Annotated in this window: 20 protein-coding genes; 13 read left to right on the top strand and 7 right to left on the bottom strand. The window is 65.5% G+C overall.

The window, feature by feature from the left end; genetic code table 11:
* From XH93_RS34910 to XH93_RS34860, 11 genes are all read left to right on the top strand, one after another.
* Positions 1-2,097 (top strand): 3-hydroxyacyl-CoA dehydrogenase NAD-binding domain-containing protein, encoded by a 2,097-nt coding sequence (locus XH93_RS34910; protein ID WP_194470949.1) that lies wholly within the window; start codon positions 1-3, stop codon positions 2,095-2,097.
* A gap of 89 nt (positions 2,098-2,186) precedes the next feature.
* The gene (locus tag XH93_RS34905; protein WP_139481262.1) at positions 2,187-2,540 is read left to right on the top strand and encodes an acyl-CoA thioesterase; all 354 of its coding nucleotides are present in this window, start codon (positions 2,187-2,189) and stop codon (positions 2,538-2,540) included.
* 121 nt (positions 2,541-2,661) lie between these two features.
* Positions 2,662-2,856 carry a hypothetical protein gene (locus tag XH93_RS34900; protein WP_139481051.1) on the top strand — a complete coding sequence of 65 codons (195 nt, stop codon included), beginning with the start codon at positions 2,662-2,664 and terminating at the stop codon, positions 2,854-2,856.
* A 181-nt stretch (positions 2,857-3,037) separates the two neighbouring features.
* Positions 3,038-3,868, top strand: a complete 831-nt coding sequence (locus XH93_RS34895) for a DeoR/GlpR family DNA-binding transcription regulator (protein WP_139481050.1) — start codon at positions 3,038-3,040, stop codon at positions 3,866-3,868.
* A 461-nt stretch (positions 3,869-4,329) separates the two neighbouring features.
* The gene (gene glpD / locus XH93_RS34890; RefSeq protein WP_139482142.1) at positions 4,330-5,874 is read left to right on the top strand and encodes a glycerol-3-phosphate dehydrogenase; all 1,545 of its coding nucleotides are present in this window, start codon (positions 4,330-4,332) and stop codon (positions 5,872-5,874) included.
* The gene (locus XH93_RS34885; RefSeq protein WP_194470948.1) at positions 5,871-7,010 is read left to right on the top strand and encodes an ABC transporter ATP-binding protein; all 1,140 of its coding nucleotides are present in this window, start codon (positions 5,871-5,873) and stop codon (positions 7,008-7,010) included. Before glpD ends, XH93_RS34885 begins: the two co-directional genes overlap by 4 nt.
* A 12-nt stretch (positions 7,011-7,022) precedes the next feature.
* Complete coding sequence (locus tag XH93_RS34880) at positions 7,023-8,108, top strand: ABC transporter ATP-binding protein (RefSeq protein ID WP_194470947.1); 1,086 nt, start codon at positions 7,023-7,025, stop codon at positions 8,106-8,108.
* On the top strand, positions 8,108-9,010 hold the full coding sequence (locus XH93_RS34875) for a carbohydrate ABC transporter permease (RefSeq protein ID WP_139482139.1): 903 nt from the start codon (positions 8,108-8,110) through the stop codon (positions 9,008-9,010). Before XH93_RS34880 ends, XH93_RS34875 begins: the two co-directional genes overlap by 1 nt.
* Positions 9,010-9,816: a carbohydrate ABC transporter permease gene (locus XH93_RS34870; RefSeq protein WP_028333212.1), complete on the top strand. Its 807-nt coding sequence runs from the start codon at positions 9,010-9,012 to the stop codon at positions 9,814-9,816. Before XH93_RS34875 ends, XH93_RS34870 begins: the two co-directional genes overlap by 1 nt.
* Positions 9,817-10,015: 199 nt before the next feature.
* Positions 10,016-10,342: a DUF2160 domain-containing protein gene (locus tag XH93_RS34865; RefSeq protein ID WP_194470946.1), complete on the top strand. Its 327-nt coding sequence runs from the start codon at positions 10,016-10,018 to the stop codon at positions 10,340-10,342.
* Positions 10,343-10,457: 115 nt separating this feature from the next.
* Entirely contained in the window at positions 10,458-12,200 is a 1,743-nt protein-coding gene (locus tag XH93_RS34860; RefSeq protein WP_172628398.1) for an ABC transporter substrate-binding protein, read from the top strand.
* A 242-nt stretch (positions 12,201-12,442) separates the two neighbouring features.
* Here the strand turns inward: XH93_RS34860 and XH93_RS34855 are convergent, their stop codons facing one another.
* The 4 genes from XH93_RS34855 to XH93_RS34840 form a co-directional block, all read right to left on the bottom strand.
* On the bottom strand, positions 12,443-13,546 hold the full coding sequence (locus XH93_RS34855) for an alkene reductase (protein WP_194470945.1): 1,104 nt from the start codon (positions 13,544-13,546) through the stop codon (positions 12,443-12,445).
* A 126-nt stretch (positions 13,547-13,672) separates the two neighbouring features.
* Positions 13,673-14,533, bottom strand: a complete 861-nt coding sequence (locus tag XH93_RS34850; protein ID WP_194470944.1) for an SDR family NAD(P)-dependent oxidoreductase — start codon at positions 14,531-14,533, stop codon at positions 13,673-13,675.
* A gap of 100 nt (positions 14,534-14,633) precedes the next feature.
* The gene (locus XH93_RS34845; protein WP_194470943.1) at positions 14,634-15,137 is read right to left on the bottom strand and encodes a DUF1993 family protein; all 504 of its coding nucleotides are present in this window, start codon (positions 15,135-15,137) and stop codon (positions 14,634-14,636) included.
* A 275-nt stretch (positions 15,138-15,412) separates the two neighbouring features.
* Positions 15,413-16,744, bottom strand: coding sequence for a lytic murein transglycosylase (locus tag XH93_RS34840; RefSeq protein ID WP_194470942.1), 1,332 nt, complete (start codon positions 16,742-16,744; stop codon positions 15,413-15,415).
* 184 nt (positions 16,745-16,928) lie between these two features.
* Between XH93_RS34840 and XH93_RS34835 the strand changes: the two genes are divergently transcribed.
* Positions 16,929-18,581 carry an ATP-binding protein gene (locus tag XH93_RS34835; protein ID WP_194470941.1) on the top strand — a complete coding sequence of 551 codons (1,653 nt, stop codon included), beginning with the start codon at positions 16,929-16,931 and terminating at the stop codon, positions 18,579-18,581.
* Between the two features lie 344 nt (positions 18,582-18,925).
* On the opposite strand, the gene XH93_RS34830 is transcribed toward XH93_RS34835, so the two are convergent.
* On the bottom strand, positions 18,926-19,153 hold the full coding sequence (locus tag XH93_RS34830) for a hypothetical protein (RefSeq protein ID WP_139482130.1): 228 nt from the start codon (positions 19,151-19,153) through the stop codon (positions 18,926-18,928).
* A gap of 4 nt (positions 19,154-19,157) precedes the next feature.
* Positions 19,158-19,388 carry a hypothetical protein gene (locus tag XH93_RS34825; protein WP_139482129.1) on the bottom strand — a complete coding sequence of 77 codons (231 nt, stop codon included), beginning with the start codon at positions 19,386-19,388 and terminating at the stop codon, positions 19,158-19,160.
* A gap of 229 nt (positions 19,389-19,617) precedes the next feature.
* Here XH93_RS34825 and htpX point away from each other — a divergent pair, with 229 nt between their 5' ends.
* Complete coding sequence (gene htpX / locus XH93_RS34820) at positions 19,618-20,559, top strand: zinc metalloprotease HtpX (protein ID WP_194470940.1); 942 nt, start codon at positions 19,618-19,620, stop codon at positions 20,557-20,559.
* A gap of 289 nt (positions 20,560-20,848) precedes the next feature.
* On the opposite strand, the gene XH93_RS34815 is transcribed toward htpX, so the two are convergent.
* Positions 20,849-21,799, bottom strand: coding sequence for an aldo/keto reductase (locus XH93_RS34815; RefSeq protein ID WP_194470939.1), 951 nt, complete (start codon positions 21,797-21,799; stop codon positions 20,849-20,851).
* Positions 21,800-21,807 lie beyond the last annotated feature (8 nt).

Genomic DNA, 21,807 nt, shown 5'->3' with positions numbered 1-21,807 from the left:
ATGGATTCTCGGATCATGGACCTTCTCGCCGACCGCGTGCTCGAGCTCGGGCCGGCGCCGGCTGCCGACAGCCCGTACAAGAATTTCAGGCTGACCCGCGACGAGGACGGCATCGCCTGGCTGCTGTTCGACCGCGCCGGGGCCAGCGCCAACACGCTGTCGGCCGATCTGCTGGAGGAGCTCGACGCTGTTGTCACCGCGCTGGAGAGCCAGCGGCCGACCGGGCTGGTGATCCGCTCGGCGAAAAAAAGCGGCTTCATCGCCGGCGCCGATGTCAACGAATTCCGCGGCGCCAGCGATCCGCGTGCGGTCGAGACCGAGATCGGCCGTGCGCATGCGGTGATCGACCGGCTCGAGGCGCTGCGCGTGCCGTCGGTCGCGGTGGTCCACGGCTTCTGCCTCGGCGGCGGCCTCGAGGTCGCGCTGGCCTGCCAGATGCGGATCGCGATCGACGACGCGCGGTTCGGCTTTCCCGAGGTGATGCTCGGCCTGCATCCGGGCCTCGGCGGCACCGTGCGCTTCACCGAGCTAGTCAACCCGCTACAGGCGATGACCCTGATGCTGACCGGCCGGACCATCGACGCGCGCCGCGCCAAGGCGCTTGGCCTGGTCGATGCCGTCACCCAGGAGCGCCACGTCCGCAACGCGGTCAAAGACGCGGTGTTCGGCCGGCTCAAACGCACGAGGCCGGGCGCGCTCAACAAGCTGCTCAATCTCGGCGCCGCCAGGGGCTTTCTCGCCTCCCGCATGCGCCGCGAGGCCGAGAAGGCGGCGCCGCACGCGCATTATCCGGCGCCCTACGCGCTGATCGATCTCTGGGAGAAGCATGCCGGCAACCGCGCGGCGATGCTGAACGCGGAGAAGGTCTCGTTCGCCAATTTGATGGTGACGCCATCAGCGCAGAATCTGATCCGCGTCTTCTTCCTGCGCGAGCAGATGAAGAAGGCCGCCGGCAGCGGCAACAAGGTGCAGCACGTCCATGTCATCGGCGCCGGCGCGATGGGCGGCGACATCGCGGCCTGGTGCGCCAACCAGGACATGCGGGTGACCTTGGCCGACATGAAGGCCGAGCCGATCGCCGGCGCGATGAAGCGGGCCTCCGAGCTGTTCGGCAAGATCAAGCGCAAGAAGATCGACCAGCGCGACGCGCTCGACCGCCTGGTCCCCGACATGGAGGGCGAGGGCGTCCGCAACGCCGACCTGATCATCGAGGCGGTGCCGGAGAAGCTCGAGCTGAAGCAGAAGGTCTACGCCTCGCTCGAGCCGCGGATGAAGCCGGGCGCGATCCTCGCCACCAACACTTCCAGCATCCCGCTGCAGGACCTACGCACCACGCTTGCCCGGCCGGAGCGGCTGCTCGGCCTGCATTTCTTCAATCCGGTGTCGCGGCTGCAACTCGTCGAGGTCGTCAACCATGACGGCACCGATGCGACGCTATTGAAGGAGGCGCTGGCCTTCGTCGGCGCGATCGACCGCTTGCCACTGCCGGTTAAGAGCTCGCCGGGCTTTCTCGTCAACCGCGCGCTGACGCCCTACATGCTGGAAGCGATGATGATACTGGACGAGAAGACCGACCAGCGCCTGATCGACGCCGCGGCCGTGCAGTTCGGCATGCCGATGGGCCCGATCGAGCTCGCCGACCAGGTCGGCCTCGATATCTGCCTCGACGTTGGCGACATGCTGCGCTCGAAGTTCGGCGATGCGCTGCCGCCGACGCCGGCCTGGCTGCGCGACAAGGTCGCCAAAGGCGAGCTCGGCCGCAAGACCGGCAAGGGCTTCTACACCTGGAAGGACGGCAAGGCGGAGAAAGCGCCGCTGCCGGAGACCGGCCCCAAGGTGACCGACGAGATGATCGACCGCCTGGTGCTGCCGATCTCCAATGTCTGCGTCGCCGCGCTGCGCGAAGGCATCGTCGACAACGCCGACATGGTCGACGGCGCGATGATCTTCGGCACCGGCTATGCGCCGTTCCGTGGCGGCCCGCTCAACTACGCGCGCAGCCGCGGCGTCGACAATGTGGTATCGACCATGCAGACGCTGATGCGCAAGTTCGGCGGACGATTTGCGCCCGATCCCGGCTGGGAGGCTTTCAAGTGACCGACCCGCAAACGACCGACGTCCATGCTCACCCGCCGCTCTCCACCGACACCGAGCCGCAGGGCGATCTCTGCATCCGCACGCTGGCGATGCCGGCCGACACCAATGCCAATGGCGACATTTTTGGCGGCTGGCTGCTCAGCCAGATGGATGTCGGCGGCGGCGTGTTCGCCTCCAAGGTCGCGAAGTCGCGCACCGTGACGGTCGCGATCGATGCGATGAACTTCCGCAAACCCGTCTATGTCGGCGATCTCGTCTCGGTGCACGCCACGCTGGTGCGGCTCGGCCGCACCTCGATCACGGTGCATCTCGAAGCCTGGGTGCTGCGCCGCCGCGCGCAGCAAGCCATTTTGGTGACTGACGGCAATTTTACCTATGTTTCGATCGACGAACACGGCCAGCCGCAGCCGATCCAGCGCGACGGTGCGACGATCACGACCTAAAGCATGATCCGGAAAAGTGCGAAGCGGTTTTCCGAAAAGATCATGCTCAAACAAGGCGCGGGCGCGAGGAACAAACCGCCAGCAACCCCGTTGTCGGCCCGGAATCAAACAGAGGCCGACTATGTCTGATAGCTACGTGATCGAAGTGAGTTCGCAGACCGCGGGTATCGTGGTGCGAGATATCAGTGGTTACCGGTTCTTTGCTGCGTCGCACCGTTTCGCCCCCCTCGAGGGCCAGATTTTCCGCAACGCCCGCGAAGCCGAACGCGCCGCACGCCGTCTCGTGACCGGCCAGACCTTGCAGATGGCGTCGTAGGAGAGATGTCGTTCCGGGGCGATGCGATAGCATCGAACCCGGAATCTCGAGATTCCCCGGTGCGCAATCGCGTACCTGAGGTCTGGTGCTGCGCAGCATCCCGGAATGACAGAAGCGCGATCGTTGACCTCTGCGCCGAACAGTCGCAGCATGGGCGACTCGCCGCTTCAAGGGTGCCACCGTGGCCGGACTTTCCCATCGCCAGACCGAGATCCTTAACATCGCACGCGCGTTCGGCCGGGTCATGGTGGAGGATCTGGCAAAGCGTTTCGAGGTTTCGGCGCAGACGATCCGCAAGGACCTCAACGATCTCTGCGACCAGCGCTCGCTGACCCGCATCCACGGCGGCGCCATCATCGCCTCCGGCGTGGAAAATCTTGCCTATGAGGCCCGGCGATTCGTCGCCGCCGAGGAGAAGAAGGCAATCGGCGCCGCCGCCGCGGCGCGGATCCCGAACGGCTGCTCGCTGTTCATCAACATCGGCACCACGACGGAGGAAGTCGCGAGCGCGCTGACCTCGCACGAGGACCTGCTCGTCATCACCAATAACCTCAACGTCGCGATGCTGCTGTATCGCCATCCGCGCATCGAGGTGGTGGTCGCCGGCGGCACGGTGCGGCGCGCCGACGGCGCCGTGGTCGGCTCGACCGCGACGCAATTGATCGGCCAGTTCAAGGTCGACTACGCCATCATCGGCGCCTCCGCGATCGACGAGGAGGGCGCCTTGCTCGATTTCGACTATCGCGAGGTGCAGGTCGCGCAGGCGATCATCGCCAACGCGCGCAACGTCATGCTGGTGTCGGACGCGACAAAACTCCGCCGCAGCGCGCCGGTGCGGATCGCCCATATCAGCCAGATCCAGACCTTTATCACCGACTCGCCGCTGCCCACGGGTCTCGCCAACATCTGCCACAGCCGCGGCATCGAGGTGGTGGTGGCGATGGACAAGCCGCAACCCGACATCGACGACACCGCCGCCGAGCCCGCCCCGGCCACGCTGCGCAGCGCGTAGCCGACGCGAGCTGTGCTTTCCACCGGGTGACGAGCCAAAGCAGTGCGTATCTCCTTCCCCGTCATTGCGAGGAGCGATAGCGACGAAGCAATCCATCCTTCCGCGGATGCGGACCGATGGATTGCTTCGCTTCGCTCGCAATGACGCGGATAGACCTGCGCGCACAAATCCATCCCCGTCACCCTGAGGTGGCCGCTTCTTCAGCGGCCCTCGAAGGGTCGACGGCCACCAGCGGGGCCGTGCACCCTTCGAGGCTCGCCTAGCGGCGCAAATTGCGCCGCTAGGCGCGCACCTCAGGGTGACGGGTCCGGCAATGGCCACCTAACCCGGCCGAAGGCACTTGCCTAAAAATTCCCCACCGCAGGGTTCCCATTTTCGGTTTGCTTTCGTTTTCGCTTGTGATCTAATGCAATCCGAAAGTAAGACCGCCAAAGCGAAGACGGTTTGCCGGGGAAGCGTTCTTGGACCGAATTTACGACCTCGCCATCATTGGAGGCGGTGTGAATGGCTGCGGCATCGCGCGCGATGCGGCGGGCCGGGGCAACTCTGTTTTCCTTTGTGAAATGAATGACTTGGCGAGCGGGACGTCGTCCTGGTCGACCAAGCTCGTGCATGGCGGCCTGCGCTATCTCGAATATTACGAGTTTCGTCTGGTGCGCGAGGCGCTGATCGAACGCGAAATCCTTTGGCAGATCGCGCCCCACATCATCCGCCCCTTGCGCTTCGTTTTGCCGCATCACGCCGGCCTGCGTCCGGCCTGGCTGCTGCGGCTCGGCCTGTTCCTGTACGACCACATCGGCGGCCGCCATCTGCTGCCGGCGACGCGCTCGCTGGATCTCACCCGCGACGCGGTCGGCAAGCCGCTGATCCCGGGCCGCTACAGCAAGGGCTTTGAATATTCCGACTGCTTCGTTGACGACGCGCGGCTGGTCGCGCTGACTGCGCGCGACGCCGCCGATCGCGGCGCCGAGATTCGCACCCGCACCCGCGCAGTCGAGATCAGGCAGGTCGACGGCGTCTGGCACGTTACGGTCGAGGACCGCGACAGCGGTGTGCGCGAGACCATCAAGTCGCGCGTCTTGGTCAATGCCGGCGGTCCCTGGGTCGAGCAGGTGCTTTCGTCCGGCGCCGGCGTCAACGCGCGCGCAAAGGTGCGGCTGGTGCAGGGCTCGCACATCGTGGTGAAGAAGCTCTACGACCACGACCGCGCCTACATCTTCCAGAATGCCGACGGCCGCATCATCTTCGTCATCCCCTATCAGGGCGATTTCTCGCTGATCGGCACCACCGACCGCGACTATGACGGCGACCCGGCCAAGGTGAAGGCGACGGCCGAGGAGATCGCCTATCTCTGCGCCTCCGCCAGCGAATACCTCGCCAAGCCGGTGAAGCCCGAGGACGTGGTCTGGGACTATTCCGGCGTGCGACCGCTGTATGACGACGGCGCCAGCGAAGCCAAGGCCGCGACCCGCGACTATGTGTTCGAGCTCGACACGCCCGGCGGTGCTCCGCTGCTGTCGATCTATGGCGGCAAGATCACGACCTATCGCCGGCTTGCCGAAGAGGCGCTGGAGCGGCTGGCGCCTTATCTGCGCAGCGCAAAGGCCAAGGAAGGCTGGACCGGCAAGGCGCCGCTGCCCGGCGGCGACATGGATGTCTCCGCCGTCACGGCGCTGTCGGCCGAACTCGTGCGCAGCTATCCGTTCCTCGCGCAGCCGCACGCCAACCGTCTCGCGCATGCGTACGGCACGCGCGCCACAAAACTGCTGGGCAATGCAGCATCGGCCGATGATCTCGGCCGCGCCTTCGGCGCCACCTTGACGGAGAGCGAAGTCAGGTACCTGATGGCCAACGAGTGGGCGCGGACTGCGGAAGACGTCGTCTGGCGACGATCCAAGCTGGGCCTGCGGATGACGGCGAGTGAAATCGCCGCGCTCGACGAGTGGATGGCCGCCAACCGCGTCTCGGGTGAACGTCCCCTTCGCGAAGCGGGAGGACGGACATGAGCGTCGCGCTGCAAAACGTCACGCGGACCGTGGATGGCATTCCGACCATCCGCGATGTCTCGCTGACGCTGGAGCGAGGCACGCTCAGCGTGCTCCTCGGGCCGACGCTGTCGGGCAAGACTTCGATCATGCGGCTGCTCGCCGGCCTCGACAAGCCGGCCACCGGGCGCGTGCTGGTCGACGGCAAGGACGTCACCGGCGCCGACGTGCGGCAGCGCTCGGTCGCGATGGTCTACCAGCAGTTCATCAACTATCCCTCGCTGACGGTCTACGAGAACATCGCCTCGCCGCTGCGGGTGCAGGGCAAGCCGCGCGCCGAGATCGAGCAGCGGGTCGCCGAAGCCGCCCATCTACTGCGGCTCGAGCCGTTCCTGAAGCGCACGCCGCTGCAGCTCTCCGGCGGCCAGCAGCAGCGCACGGCGATCGCGAGGGCGCTGGTCAAGGGCGCCGACCTCGTGCTGCTCGACGAGCCGCTCGCCAATCTCGACTACAAGCTGCGCGAGGAACTGCGCACCGAGCTGCCGCGCATCTTCGAGGCGTCGGGGGCGATCTTCGTCTACGCCACCACCGAGCCCTCCGAAGCGCTGCTGCTCGGCGGCGACACCGTGTGCATGTGGGAGGGCCGGGCACTGCAGGTCGGCGCGACGCCAAAGGTCTACCGCCATCCCGACACGCTGCGGGTCGCGCAGGTGTTCTCCGATCCGCCGCTCAACATCATCGGCATCGAGAAGAAGGGCGGGCAGGTGACTTACGGCGGCGGCGAGCAGGCCCCGGCGGCCGGCCTCTATGCCAATTTGCCCAACGGCACCTACCGCGTCGGTTTTCGCGCGCATCAGCTCGAGGTCGGCAGCGCCGCCGCGGGACGCCACAAATTCTCCGCCGCCGTGACGGTGACCGAGATCACCGGCTCGGAGAGCTTTGTGCATTTGCATGTCCATGGATCGAATTGGGTCGCGGTGCTGCACGGCGTGCACGAGTACGAGCCGGGGCAGATGCTGGATGCCGCGCTCGATCCCGACAATATCTTCGTGTTCGACGCGTCCGACCGCCTGGTCGCGTCGCCTGCAACAGCGTTTTCAAGCGAAGTGCGCGGCGGTTCGCGTGAAGCGAACGCGCCGATCAAGCAGAGCAAGTGAGGGAGATGCTTCATGGCCCGCATTGACCTCGTCGATTTGGCCCATTCCTACGGCGGCAACGACGCGCCGCCGGCATCCTTTGCGCTGAAGCCGGTGACCATGACCTGGCGGCAGGGCGGCGCCTATGCGCTGCTCGGCCCGTCCGGCTGCGGGAAGACCACGCTGCTCAATCTGATCTCCGGCATCGTGACGCCGTCGCGCGGAAAAATAATGTTCGACGGCAAGGACATCACGCCGCTGTCGACGCAGAAGCGCAACATTGCGCAGGTGTTCCAGTTCCCTGTGATCTACGACACCATGACGGTGGGTCAGAACCTGGCCTTCCCGCTGAAGAACCGCGGCGTCGCCAAGGCCGAGGTCGATGCGCGGGTCAAGCAGATCGCCGACCTGCTCGACTTGAGCCCCTATCTGAATCGCAAAGCGACGCGGCTCACTGCGGATGCCAAGCAAAAAATCTCGCTCGGCCGCGGCCTCGTGCGCTCCGACGTCGCCGCCGTGCTGTTCGACGAGCCGCTGACGGTGATCGATCCTGAATTGAAGTGGCAGCTGCGCTCCAAACTGAAGGCGCTGCATCGCGAGCTCGACCTCACGATGATCTACGTCACCCACGACCAGACCGAAGCGCTGACCTTTGCCGACACTGTCGTCGTGATGCATGACGGCCGCGTGGTGCAGAGCGGCACGCCGGCCGAATTGTTCGACAAGCCGGCGCACACCTTCGTCGGCTACTTCATCGGCTCGCCCGGCATGAACATCGTGCCCGCCGAAGTATCCGGCCACGAGGCGCGGATCGATGGTCACGTCATCGGGCTTCGCCGCAACTACGGCGTCCTGCCGGCGGGCAAAAAGATCGAGATCGGCGTGCGGCCCGAATTCGTCGATGTCGCGACGCCCGCCTCGGGGCTGTTGTCGGCCAAGGTCGAGCGGATCGACGATCTCGGCCGCATCCAGTTCGCCCGCGTCCGCGTCGGCAACACCAAGCTCGCCGCCCGCGTGCCGCCGGGCTTCTCGGTCTCCGGCGACACGACAGGGCTGATCTTCGATCCCGCGCATGTCCACGTCTACGCCGACAGCCAATTGGTCGAGGGGGTTGCCTGATGGACAGGATCGTCAACCAGAAGGCCTGGTTCCTGGTGCTGCCGGTGTTTTTGGTGGTCGCGTTCTCCGCGGTGATCCCGCTGATGACCGTCGTGAACTATTCGATGCAGGACACGTTCGGCAACAACCAGTTCTTCTGGAACGGCGTCGGCTGGTTCAAGGAGCTGCTCGATCCCTCCACCGATCTCGGCGGCCGCTTCCTGGCCTCGCTCGGCCGCAACCTGTTCTTCTCGGCGGTGATCCTCGCCATCGAGGTGCCGCTCGGCATCATCGTTGCGCTGTCGATGCCGCGCGAGGGCTGGACCGTCGCCGCCTGCCTCGTCATCCTCGCGCTGCCGCTGCTGATTCCGTGGAACGTGGTCGGCACCATCTGGCAAATCTTCGGCCGGCCCGATATCGGCCTGCTCGGCTACGTGCTGAACCACCTCGGCTTCGACTACAACTACGTCTCCAATGACGTCGACGCCTGGATCACGGTGATCGTGATGGACGTCTGGCACTGGACGAGCCTGGTCGCGCTGCTGTGCTACGCCGGGCTGAAGTCGATCCCCGAGGCCTATTACCAGGCGGCGCAGATCGACGGCGCCTCGCGCTGGGCGGTATTCAAGGCGATCCAATTGCCGAAGATGAACCGCGTGCTGCTGATCGCGGTGCTGCTGCGCTTCATGGATAGTTTCATGATCTACACCGAGCCGTTCGTCGTCACCGGCGGCGGTCCGGGCAACTCGACCACCTTCATCTCGATCGAGCTCGTCAAGATCGCGCTCGGCCAGTTCGACCTCGGCAAGGCTGCGGCGCTGTCGCTGGTCTACAATCTGATCATCCTGATCGTGTGCTGGGTGTTCTACACCGTGATGACCAATGCCGGTGCAGAGCGCCCGGCCAAGGAAGGAGTGGCGTGATGCACTCGATTCCCGGCCGTCGCCTGATCATGGCGCTGTTTTTGATCTTCCTGCTGCTGCCGATCTACTGGCTGGTCAACATGAGCTTCAAGACCAACGCCGAGATCGTCTCGACCATGACGCTGTGGCCGCACACGCCGACGCTGCAGCACTACAAGCGCATCTTCACCGACGAGAGCTGGTATTCGGGCTACATTAACTCGCTCGAATATGTCGTGCTCAACACCATCATCTCGATCGCGGTGGCGCTGCCTGCGGCCTATGCGTTCTCGCGCTACCGCTTCCTCGGCGACAAGCATTTGTTCTTCTGGCTGCTGTCGAACCGCATGGCGCCGGCCGCGGTCTATGCGCTGCCGTTCTTCAACCTCTATTCGGCGATCGGCCTGTTCGATACGCCGTGGGCGGTGGCGCTCGCGCACTGCATCTTCAACGTGCCGCTCGCGGTGTGGATCCTCGAAGGCTTCGTGTCCGGCGTGCCGCGCGAGATCGACGAGACCGCCTTCCTCGACGGCTATTCGTTCCCGCGCTTCTTCATCAAGATCCTGGTGCCGCTGATCGCAAGCGGCATCGGCGTTGCCGCGTTCTTCTGCTTCATGTTCTCGTGGGTCGAGCTGCTGTTGGCGCGCACGCTCACATCCGTGCAGGCCAAGCCGATCGCGGCGATCATGACGCGCACGGTGTCCGCCGCCGGCATGGACTGGGGCCTGCTCGCCGCCGCCGGCGTGCTCACCATCATCCCGGGCGCGCTCGTGATCTGGTTCGTCCGCAACTATATCGCGCGCGGCTTCGCGCTCGGCCGGGTGTAGCACCATGACGAAGCCCAGCCGCATGCTGAACTTCACCTCGCCCCGCTTGCGGGGAGAGGTCGGATCGCATCGCAGATGCGATCCGGGTGAGGGGGGCTCTCCGCGAATCGACCGCGTGGATAGAGCCCCTCACCCCAACCTTCTCCCCGTGAAGGACGGGGAGAGGGGGCGCAGTGCGTCGCATGGAAGGAGTTGAGGCATGGAATCCATTGCATGGATGGCCTGGACGCTGCCGACCGCGATCTTCTTCGCGCTACTCGCCTCGACGCTCGGCGTGATGACCTGGCTCGCGGCGGTTTATCCCGAGGCCGAGCGCGTCGGCGTGCTGCGCATTCCGACCACGCGCGGCGATCGTTTGTTCATTTCGCTGGTGCTGGCAGCGGTGATCCACCTGGTGTGGATCGGCCTCGTCGGCACCGATCCGATCCTCACCCTGCCGATCGGCGAGGGCGTGGAAATCTCGAGCCTGTGGCTCGCAACACTGATTTCGCTTCTGTCGGCCGTGGTGATCTTTCGCACCGTCTGACCCGAGCGAAGAAGAGCAGATCCGGGGTCTACCCGGGCCTGGGGTTTGGTTTGTCGCTGCAACCGGAGGAAACATGATGCGACATTTTAAAACGACGAAGGATAGTCTTTTGACTATGACCAGCGCGGCCGCATTGATCGCGGCTTCGCTTGCGGTGGCTGCGCCAGCCCGCGCCGCCGACGATGCCGTGATCCAGAAGTGGATCGCCGAGTTCCAGCCCTCGACGCTGTCGAAGGACGACCAGAAGAAGGAGCTGGAGTGGTTCGCCAAGGCGGCCGAGCCCTTCAAGGGCATGGAGATCAACGTCGTCTCGGAGACGATCACGACCCACGAATACGAGTCGCAGACGCTGGCCAAGGCGTTCTCCGAGCTCACCGGCATCAAGCTCAAGCACGACATCATCCAGGAAGGTGACGTCGTCGAGAAGCTGCAGACCCAGATGCAGTCCGGCAAGAACGTCTATGACGGCTGGATCAACGACTCCGACCTGATCGGCACCCACTTCCGCTACAACCAGACGATTGCGCTCTCGGACTACATGTCCGGCGAGGGCAAGGACGTCACCGATCCGATGCTCGACGTCAACGACTTCATCGGCAAGTCGTTCGGCACCGCGCCGGACGGCAAGCTCTATCAGCTGCCCGACCAGCAGTTCGCGAACCTCTACTGGTTCCGCTACGACTGGTTCACCAATCCCGAGTACAAGGCCAAGTTCAAGGCCAAGTATGGCTACGATCTCGGCGTGCCCGTGAACTGGTCGGCCTATGAGGACATCGCCGAGTTCTTCACCAACGACATCAAGGAGATCAACGGCGTCAAGGTCTATGGCCACATGGACTATGGCAAGAAGGACCCGTCGCTGGGCTGGCGTTTCACCGACGCCTGGCTGTCGATGGCCGGTAACGGCGACAAGGGCATTCCGAACGGTCTGCCGGTCGACGAGTGGGGCATCCGCATGGAAGGCTGCCGCCCGGTCGGCTCCTCGGTCGAGCGTGGTGGCGACACCAACGGTCCGGCCGCGGTCTACTCGATCACCAAATATCTCGACTGGCTGAAGAAGTACGCTCCGCCGCAGGCCCAGGGCATGACCTTCTCGGAATCGGGCCCGGTGCCGGCGCAGGGCAACATCGCCCAGCAGATGTTCTGGTACACCGCCTTCACCGCCGACATGGTGAAGCCGGGCATCGCCGTGATGAACGCCGACGGTACGCCGAAGTGGCGCATGGCGCCGTCGCCGCACGGCTCGTACTGGAAGGAAGGCATGAAGCTCGGCTACCAGGACGCCGGCTCCGTGACGCTGTTGAAGTCGACCCCGGCCGACCGCCGCAAGGCGGCCTGGCTCTATCTGCAGTTCATCGTCTCCAAGACGGTGTCGCTGAAGAAGAGCCATGTCGGTCTCACCTTCATCCGTGAATCCGACATCTGGGACAAGTCCTTTACGGAACGTGCGCCGAAGCTCGGCGGCCTGATCGAGTTCTACCGCTCGCCCGCGCGCGTGCAGTGGACCCCGACCGGCAACAACGTGCCCGACTATCCGAAGCTGGCGCAGCTGTGGTGGCAGAACATCGGCGATGCGTCGTCCGGTACCAAGACGCCGCAGCAGGCGATGGACGCGCTCGCCGCGGCCCAGGATTCGGTGATGGAGCGTCTTGAGAAGTCCGGTGTGCAGGGCGCCTGCGGACCGAAGCTGAACAAGAAGGAGACCGCCGAGTTCTGGTTCAAGAAGGCGGAGAAGGACGGCACCATCGCGCCGCAACGCAAGCTCGCGAACGAGAAGCCGAAGGGCGAGACGGTCGACTACGACACCCTGATCAAGTCGTGGCCGGCGACGCCGCCCAAGCGCGCCGAGGCGAAGTAAGGCGTACCAGCCCACGCCTTGCATGAAACTGAGAAGGCCGGGAGCAATCCCGGCCTTTTTTCTTTCTCACCTCGCCCCGCTTGCGGGGAGAGGTCGGATCGCATCGTTAGATGCGATCCGGGTGAGGGGGTACAGGTCTCACCTCGTTCACAGCTCGTGGAAGCAGCCCCTCACCCCAACCCTCTAAGAGCGAGCTTCGCTCGTCTCGACCCCGCAAGAGCGGGGCGAGGGAGCGCAGCGTGCTACTCCGCCGCTTCCTTCGCCTTCAGCGTCGGATAGTCCGTATAGCCCTTGGCACCGCCGCCGTAGAACGTCGCCTTGTCCCACTCGTTGAGCGGGGCGCCGGCCTTGAGACGCTCGACCAGGTCGGGGTTGGAGATGAACGGCTTGCCGAATGCGATCAGATCGGCCGCGCCTTGCTCCAGCACCTTTTCTGCCAGCGCAAAGTCGTAGCCGTTATTGGCGACATAGGCCTGCTTGAAACGTTTGCGCAAGCTCGCGTAGTCGAACGGTGCGATGTCGCGCGGGCCGCCGGTGGCGCCCTCGATGACGTGGATGTAGGTCAGCTTCAGCGCATTGAGCTGGTCGACGATGTAATCGAACAGCGGCTGCGGATTGGAGTCGGTGATGTCGTTGGCCGGCGTCACCGGCGAGATGCGGATGCCGGTGCGATCCGCGCCGGCCTCGGTCGCGACCGCCTTCGATACTTCCAGCATCAGCCTGGCGCGGTTCTCGATCGATCCGCCGTAGGCGTCGGTGCGGTGGTTGGCGCCGTCGCGGGCAAACTGGTCGAGCAGATAGCCGTTGGCGCCATGGATCTCGACGCCGTCGAAGCCGGCGGCCAGCGCGTTCGCGGTGCCGCGCTTGAAGTCGTCGATGATCCCGGGAATTTCCGACAGCTCCAGCGCGCGCGGCTCGGAGATTTCGGTGAAGGTGCCGTTCACGAAGGTCTTGCCCTTGGCGCGGATCGCGCTCGGCGCCACTGGTTTGCCGCCGCCCGGCTGCAGCGAGGTGTGCGAGATGCGGCCGACATGCCAGAGCTGGATGAAGATGCGGCCGCCGCGCTCATGCACGCGGTCGGTGACCTTGCGCCAGCCCGCGACCTGCTCCTTGGAATAGATGCCGGGCGTGTCCTGATAGCCCTGGCCCTGCTGCGAGACCTGGCTCGCCTCGGTGACGAGCAGACCGGCGGAGGCGCGCTGGCCGTAATAGTCCACCGCGAGCGGGCTCGGCACGAAGCTGCCGGGCTCCGCGCGGTTGCGCGTCAAGGGCGCCATCACCAGGCGGTTCGGCAGCGTCAGCGCGCCAAGCTTGTAGGGCTCGAGGAGTTTGGTCGGTTGGCTCATGTGCAATTGTTCCTGAGTGGTGTTCTTGGGTGATGTTCCCGGGCAATGTTTCAGAGAGTGGCTGATGGAGGAGATTTGTGCATTGCAGTGACGAGCGCAATGGCCGAGCCATTCGTGCGGCGCAGGCTAGCCGCGCACGATCCCGCCCATGTGGCCGGCATCGAGGAACAGGGTGTGCGCGTTGACGTAGGAAGATTCATTCGAGATCAGGAACAGCGCAGCATAGCCGACCTCCCAGCCGGTGCCCTGGCGGCCGAAAGGCACTGTCACGGCGCGGTCGGAACGCCGGCGGCTGGCGTCGCGGCCCATCGGCGTATCCATGAAGCCGGGCGCGATCACATTGCAGCGAATGCCTTTCTCTTCGCCGGCCCGCGCGATCGCCCGTCCGAGCGCGATCTGCGCCGCCTTGGAGGATTCATAGGCCGGGTTGCGGCCGCCTGAGCGCTGGCTCGCCATCGAGGAGATCAGGATGATCGCGCCGCCCGGCGCCATCACCTCGAGCGCCTGCTGCGCGAACAGCATGTGGCTGCGCACATTGACGGCGTAGTCGCGGTCCCAGGCTTCGGCAGTCATCTTCGGCAGCGACAGCCCGCAGGAGATGCCGACATTGAGCGCCAGCCCGTCGAGCCCGCCGAGTTTTTGCGCACAGCGCGCGACCGCAGGTGCGATCTGCGCGACATCGCTGACGTCGACCACGTCGGTGAAGGCCTTGCCGCCTTCGCGCGTGATCTGCGCGACGGTGTCGTCGGCGGCTTCCTTGTTGATGTCGATGCACGCGACGGAAGCGCGCTCGCGCGCGAACAGCACGCTCATGGCGCGGCCGTTGCCGATCGGCGGTTCTTCGTCGACGGTTGAGCGCTGTCCCGCGCCGACCACGATGATGCGCCGGCCGGCGAGGCGGCCGTGGCTCTTGGCCTGCCCGAGCGATTCCGCATGCAGCGACGCGGCGGGATCGACGGATTTCGGCGCGTGGGTCGTGGCGGACATAAGCGTGCTCCCTGACGTCTTGTTGTTGTCAGGGAGCAGTAGCACGGCATTGTGCGTGAGGCGAAAATCCCGCGGCGGGGAATTTGACGCGCGCTTCGCGTCAGCTCACGCCGAGGAAATCGCGCTTGCCGATCTCGACGCCGTTGTGGCGCAAAATGCCGTGCGCGGTCACGGCGTGGAAGTAGAAGTTCGGGAACGAGAACGCCGAGAGGAATTGCTGGCCCTTCAGCGTCATGGTGCGCTCGGGGCCGACCGGGAAGGTGACGTCCTTGGCATCGGCGCCGTCGAACTGTTCGGGCTTGAACGACTTCACATAGTCGATGGTCTTTGCCAGCCGCTGCTTCAATTCGGCAAAGCTCTTCTCGGTGTCGGGCGTCGACGGTACCTCGCTGTGCGTCAGCCGCGCGCAGCCGCGTGCGGCGTGATCGCAGACCAGTTGCACCTGCTTGGTCAGCGGCAGCATGTCCGGATAGAGCCGCGCGCCCAGCAGCACCTCGGGCTGGATCTTCTTCGCCTCGCAATGCGCTTCGGCCTTGGTCAGCAGCCCGGTCAGGCTGTTGAGGATTTGCAGGTAGGCGGGGACGACGGCGTCATGAAAGGACATGTGATGCTCTCGCGCTGTGGAGGTCGGATGTGCCGAACGGCGATGCTGCAAATGGGGCGGCCGGGGGATGAATACAACTGCGCGAGGCTGTAACACTTGGTCAAATATTTCCCGGCGGGCCCCACTCTTAGCCCCGTCATCCTGAGGTGCGAGCCCTTGCGAGCCTCGAAGGATGCACGGCCCGGTTGGTGGCCGTCGACCCTTCGAGGGCCGCTGAAGAAGCGGCCGCCTCAGGGTGACGGAGATAAGGTGGTGGTGCGCGGCGGAATCGAAGCCTACCTCAACCCGGGCATCGCGGCCTCGGCCGGCGGCGTGCGCGGGCCGCGCATGCGGGCCAGGAGCTCCGCGGTCGGCCAGGAATCCGCCGGCAAGCCATACTTGATCTGCATCGCCTTCACGGCGCTGCGGCTCGCCTGGCCGAGAACGCCGTCGACCTTGCCGACGTCGTAGCCGGCGCGCACCAGAAGGCCCTGCAGCTCCTTGATCTCGTTGAACGGCAGTTGCGCCACCGGCGCGTGCGGCTTTTGCATCGGCGGCGCGCCGGCGATGCGGCCGGCGAGATAGCCGGCGGTGGTCGAATAGATCAGCGAGTTATTCCATTCGGTGTAGGCGGCGAAATTGGCGTAGGCGAGGAACGCAGGTCCCAGCCGGCCCATCGGCAGCAGCAGCGAGGTCGGCATCTCGTCGTTCGGCAACGGCTTGCCGTCGGTCGTGGTTACGCCGAGTGCGGCCCATTTCGAGCGCGGCAGCTTGATGGTCAGGTCGGCCTGGTCCCACGGAAAGTTGGCCGCCTGCGGCACCCGCACCTCCTGCAGCCACGGCTCGCCGCGCCGCCACTTCAACCCGTTGGCGATGTAGTTCGCGGTCGAGCCGATCACGTCGGGGCCGCTGGCGAGCAGATTGCGATGGCCGTCGCCGTCGTAGTCGACCGCGTAGTTGAAATAGTGCGTCGGCAGGAATTGCGTCTGGCCGAGCTCGCCGGCCCAGGAGCCGATCATCTCTTCGGGCGAAAGGTCGCCGCGATCGATGATCTTCAGCGCGGCGATGGTCTCGGCCTGGAACATCTCGGAGCGGCGGCAATCATAGGCCAGCGACACCAGCGATTTCAGCGTCGGCAGATTGCCCATCTGGACGCCGAAGTCGCTCTCCAGTCCCCAGAACGCGGCGATCACCGCCGGCGGCACGCCATACTCCTTCTCGGCGCGCGCGAACGCGGCCGCATAGGTCTTGATGTATTGCTGGCCCTGCTGCATCCGGTAGTTCGCGGCCATGCGTCCGGCGAACACCGTAAAAATCTGACCGAACACGCGCTGGCCGCGGTCGCGGTTGACGATGCCCTGGTCGTAGATCAGGTACGGCGCGGTCTCCGCCATGGTGGCTTGCGAGACGCCGGCGGCCACCGCCTTCTGCTTCAGCTCGGCGAGGAAGCGGTCAAAGCTCTGCCCGTTGTGGCAGGACGCCGCACGCGGCGAGGCCGCCACCGGCCGCGGCTTGGCAGGCCGTGGTTCTACGGGGCCGGGCAGCAGCTGTTGCGCCGATGCTACGGACGAGAGCGTCAGCGCGACCGCTGCGATCACGATCGGGGCGCTCACGGAAGATGCTGGCATCGTTGTCACCGGGGTGGGATCGGGAGAGGTCCGCCTGCATACACCAGGGCGGCACCGGGCAACAACGGGGGTGGGCGGCCTTAGACCAATTGGGCTTCGGCAGCGCAAGTCGCCGCCGGTATGATCGGCAAAAGCGATTCGCGGGCAGGGGGTGTCGGCGGATCGATCACGCCCGGAGCGACCCATGTGGAGTTTTCTCGAGCGTCTGTTGGATTCATCGACGTTCTCGCCGCACGGCATCTGCCTGCTCTGGGAGCCGGAGCTGATCTGGCTCCACGTGATTTCGGACGCCATCATCGCCGCGTCGTATTTCTCGATCCCGTTCGCGCTCGCGATCGTGGTGTTGAAACGGCGCGATTTCCAGTTCGGCTGGATGGCCTGGCTGTTCGCCGCCTTCATCCTGCTCTGCGGGCTCACCCATGTGTTCGCGATCTACACGCTGTGGATTCCGATCTACGGCCTCGAGGGCCTGCTCAAGGCGATGACCGCGATCGCCTCGATCTTCACCGCGGTGCTGCTGTGGCCGCTGATCCCGAAAATCCTCGCCATCCCGACCGAGCAGCAGCTGCGCGAGGCGCATGTCGCGCTCGCGGAGGAGGGACGGCAGCGTCAGCGCCAGGAGTTCCTGCTGCAGCGGTTTCGCGAGGCCGAGGCCAATGAGAGCAAGATCCGCCAAGCGCAGAAGATGGAGGCGGTCGGCCAGCTCACCGGCGGCATCGCGCACGACTTCAACAACATCCTCACCGTCATCACCGGCACCATCGACATCTTGGCGGAGGCGGTCACCCACAACCGGCAGCTGGTCGAGATCACCGGGTTGATCCGCGACGCCGCCGAGCGCGGCGCGTCGCTGACGCGGCATCTGCTCGCGTTTGCGCGCAAGCAGCCGCTGCAGCCGACCGATGTCGACGTCAACGCGCTGATGGTCGACACCATCGAGCTGCTGCGGCCGACCATCGGCGACCAGGTCGAGATCGACTTCCGCCCCGCGGCGGCCCTGCCGCGCGCGCTGGTCGATTCCAATCAGCTCGTCACCGCGATCATCAACCTGGCGCTGAACGCGCGCGACGCGATGCCGAAGGGCGGCCGGCTGCGGATCGAGACCGGAACCGCCGAGCTGAAGGCAGCCGACGTGCACGGCCATGACGGGCTCGCCGCCGGCGACTATGTCGCGATCACGCTGGTCGACAACGGCCAGGGCATCGCCGAGGCGGACCTCGCCAAAGTGTTCGAGCCGTTCTTCACCACCAAGGATGTCGGCAAGGGCACCGGCCTTGGGCTGAGCATGGTCTACGGCTTCGTCAAGCAATCCAACGGCCACATCGTGCTCGACAGCGAGGTCGGCCGCGGCACCAGCGTCGTGCTCTATCTGCCGCGCGCGGCCGTGATCTCGCCGGCGGTCGCGCCCGAGCGGCGGCAGCCGAACCAGCGCGGCGCGCAGGAGATCGTGCTCGTGGTCGAGGACGACAGGCTGGTGCGCACCTACGTGCTCGCCCAGATCGAGAGCCTCGGCTACACCACGCTGTCGGCCAGCAACGGCACGGAGGCGCTCGCCGTGCTCGACAGCGGTGCGCCGGTCGATCTGCTGTTCACCGACGTCATCATGTCGGGCGCCATGAACGGCCGCGAGCTCGCCACCGAAGCGCTGCGGCGACGGCCTCAGCTGCGCGTGCTGTTCACCTCCGGCTACACCGAAAACGCCTTCGACCACGACGGCCGGCTCGACGAGGGCATCCTGTTCCTCGCCAAGCCCTACAGCCGCGCCGAGCTCGCCCGTATGCTACACGTCGCGCTGCGCGAGCAGGAAACCGCCGCCGCGCGCGTGCCCGCGGAGTAGTTGCGCTGCCGTAGCCCGGATGAGCGCAGCGATATCCGGGGCCGTCCGTCCCGCATATCGCTGCGCTCATGCGGGCTACGAACCTTGCTCACCCCACGGTCCTCGTAGCCCGGATGGAGCGAAGCGTAATCCGGGAGCGGTTTCGCCGCAGGCACTGCCCCGGATTTCGCTGCGCTTCATCCGGGCTACAATCGCTGCGCGAGGAGGAGGCGGTCGGCACCGCGCGGAGTAGCCACGATCCCGTAGCTCGGATGAAGCGAAGCGCAATCCGGAGCCTCTGCCACCGCGGGCGCTGTCCTGGACTTCGCTGCGCTCCATCCGGGCTAGCCTCGCTGCTTGCTGGCTTACGCGGCCAGCACCGCCCGTCTCACGGCTAGCGGAAGGGCGATCGACCGGAACAAGGTCCTGGGGTAGAGGTAATCCTCACCGGATTCATCGACGATTCGAAACATGCCGTGTTTCTCGGCGGCGGCATCGCGAAGCGCCACGTAGATCTTGCGCTTTTCCAGTGAAGCTGCGTAGCCATCGTTATTGACGCAGACGACCAGTTGCCTTGCTTGTGCTTTTGTCATCGTCCTAGAGCAGATGTTTGATCTTGAATTCCTTGCGGCCGATTCCGGAAGCCTCGTACCAGTGTAGCTCAGCTGTATGAACCGAGCCATCCGATAATCGCACGCGTGCGATACCTTTCCGCTTGCGCCAGCGGCCACGCCCGTAGATGCGGCGCAGCCGCGCGATCTCGCGAATACCGGACCCGGTCGCGAAGGTTTCGACATCGGAGATATCGCCTAGAATCTCGAAGCGCACGACTTGATCGTGCCAGACGGATCGGCCGGGTCAACGGCTCTGCAGCCCGACTGAGCGACTTGTACGCCGCCCGAGCTCGGAGAGATCACAGGCTAGCCGCACATGACCAATCCGTAACCCGCGCCCGCGTCGCTGCGACGCACGGCTTGGCCTTGCGGCGCCGCCGGCAAAATCCCTACCTCAGGCGCGACAGTTGTGGCAGGATTCCGCCTGCCGTCAGGGAACCACGATGAACTACTTCCGCACCGCGCTCCTGCTTGCCGGCCTCACCGCGCTGTTCATGGGCGTCGGCTATCTGATCGGCGGCGGCAGCGGCGCCGTGATCGCGCTGCTCGTCGCGGCTGCGATGAACCTGTTCACCTACTGGAATTCCGACCGCATGGTGCTGTCGATGTACGGCGCCCACGAGGTCGATCAGCGCACTGCGCCCGATCTTTACAACCTCGTCGCCGAGCTGGCGCAGCGCGCGAGCTTGCCGATGCCGCGGGTGTTCGTGATGGACGAGGCGCAGCCCAACGCGTTTGCCACCGGCCGCAATCCGGAGAACGCGGCGGTCGCCGTCACCTCCGGGTTGATGCAGCAGCTCAGCCGCGAGGAGCTCGCCGGCGTGATCGCGCACGAGCTCGCCCATATCAAGCATCACGACACCCTGACCATGACGATCACCGCGACGATCGCCGGCGCGATCTCGATGCTGGCGCAGTTCGGCATGTTCTTCGGCGGCAACCGCAACAACAACGGCCCCGGCATCATCGGCTCGATCGCGATGATGATCCTGGCGCCGCTCGGCGCCATGCTGGTGCAGATGGCGATCAGCCGCACCCGCGAATACGCCGCCGACAATCTTGGCGCGCGCATCGTCGGCCAGCCGATGTGGCTGGCCTCGGCGCTGGCAAAACTCGAGAACGCCGCGCATCAGGTGCCGAACATGGAGGCCGAGCGCAATCCGGCGACCGCGCACATGTTCATCGTCAACCCGCTGTCGGGCCACGGCGTCGACAATCTGTTCGCCACCCATCCCTCGACCGCGAACCGCATCGCCGCCCTGCAGCAGCTCGCCGCCGAACTCGGCACCCAGACCGCGCCGCGCCCCACTGGAGCGAGCTATCCGCCGCGCAGCCCATGGGGCGGCTCGTCAGGCCCGTCGGCTCCACGCGGGCCGTGGGGCTAGACAATTCTGCTCCAATTGAGCCGCGGACTCCGCTCCGCCTCGCCCCGCGTGCGGGGAGAGGCGCAGGCCGCCCTTGGGCGGCCGTTACTTAGAACGCCGAGGCAAAGCCTCGGCTATGACGCATCGCTAGATGCGTTCCGGGTGAGGGGGAGGCTCCGCAAATACAGCTATCACCGTGTACGCGCGGACGCCCCTCACCCCAATCCTTTCCCCGTAAGAACGGGGAGAGGGAGCGCAGTGCCGGCGCGGTCGATATTCGATCCAATCTCATCACGCTTTGGACTGCGGGCTACGCGCTTGCAGCGTCGAGGCGTTCGACCTGACCCTTGGTCAGCTCCAGCCTGGTCGCCGCGACCAGCGTCGCGACGTGCTCGGGCTTGGTCGCACTGGCAATCGGTGCGGTGATCGACGGCTTGGCCATCAGCCAAGCGAGGGCGACCGCGGCAGGCTCGGCGCGCGTTTCCGCGGCGACCTCGTCGAGACCGGCCAGAATGCGCAGGCCGCGCGGATTCAGGTATTTCGGAATGCTGCGCGGACCGCGCGGGCTCTTGGCGAAGTCGCTCTCCGAGCGGTACTTGCCGGTCAAAAATCCCGCGGCGAGGGAGAAGAACGTGATCACGCCGACGTCGTTGTCCTCGCAGACGCGCTGCAGCGCGCCTTCGTAGCTGGATCGCTCCGACAGGCTGTATTCGGGCTGCATGCTGTCGTAGCGTGGCAGCCCGGTCTTTGCGGAAATCTCGAGCGCGCTCTTCAGCCGCTCCGCTGAAAAGTTCGAGGCGCCGATCGCCCTGATCTTGCCGGCCTTGATCAGCCTGTCATAGGCCGCGAGCGTCTCCTCCTGCGGGGTCGTCTCGTCGTCCTTGTGGGACTGATAAAGATCGATGGTGTCGGTCTGCAGCCGCCGCAGCGAGTCCTCGACGGCACGCGCGATATAGTCGGCCTTCAGCCCGACATTGCCATTGCCCATGTCCATGCCGACCTTGGTGGCGAGGATGACGCGGTTGCGGTTGCCGCGCGCCTTCATCCATTTGCCGATGATGATTTCGGACTCGCCGCCGCTATGGCCCGGCACCCAGCGCGAATAGACATCGGCGGTATCGAGAAAGCTCAGCCCGTGCTCCAGCACGGTGTCGAGCAGCCGAAACGATGCGGCCTCGTCGACCGTCCAGCCGAACACATTGCAACCGAAGCAGAGCGGAGGAACGGAGAGGGCGGAGCGGCCGAGCGCGCGAAGCTTCATGCGTTTTT

Origin of the sequence: Bradyrhizobium sp. CCBAU 51753, from assembly GCF_015291565.1 — a bacterium.
GTDB classification, from domain to species: Bacteria; Pseudomonadota; Alphaproteobacteria; order Rhizobiales; family Xanthobacteraceae; genus Bradyrhizobium; species Bradyrhizobium ivorense.
Note: the sequence above shows the minus strand (reverse complement) of the source record. Positions and strands in the feature narration are given on the sequence as shown.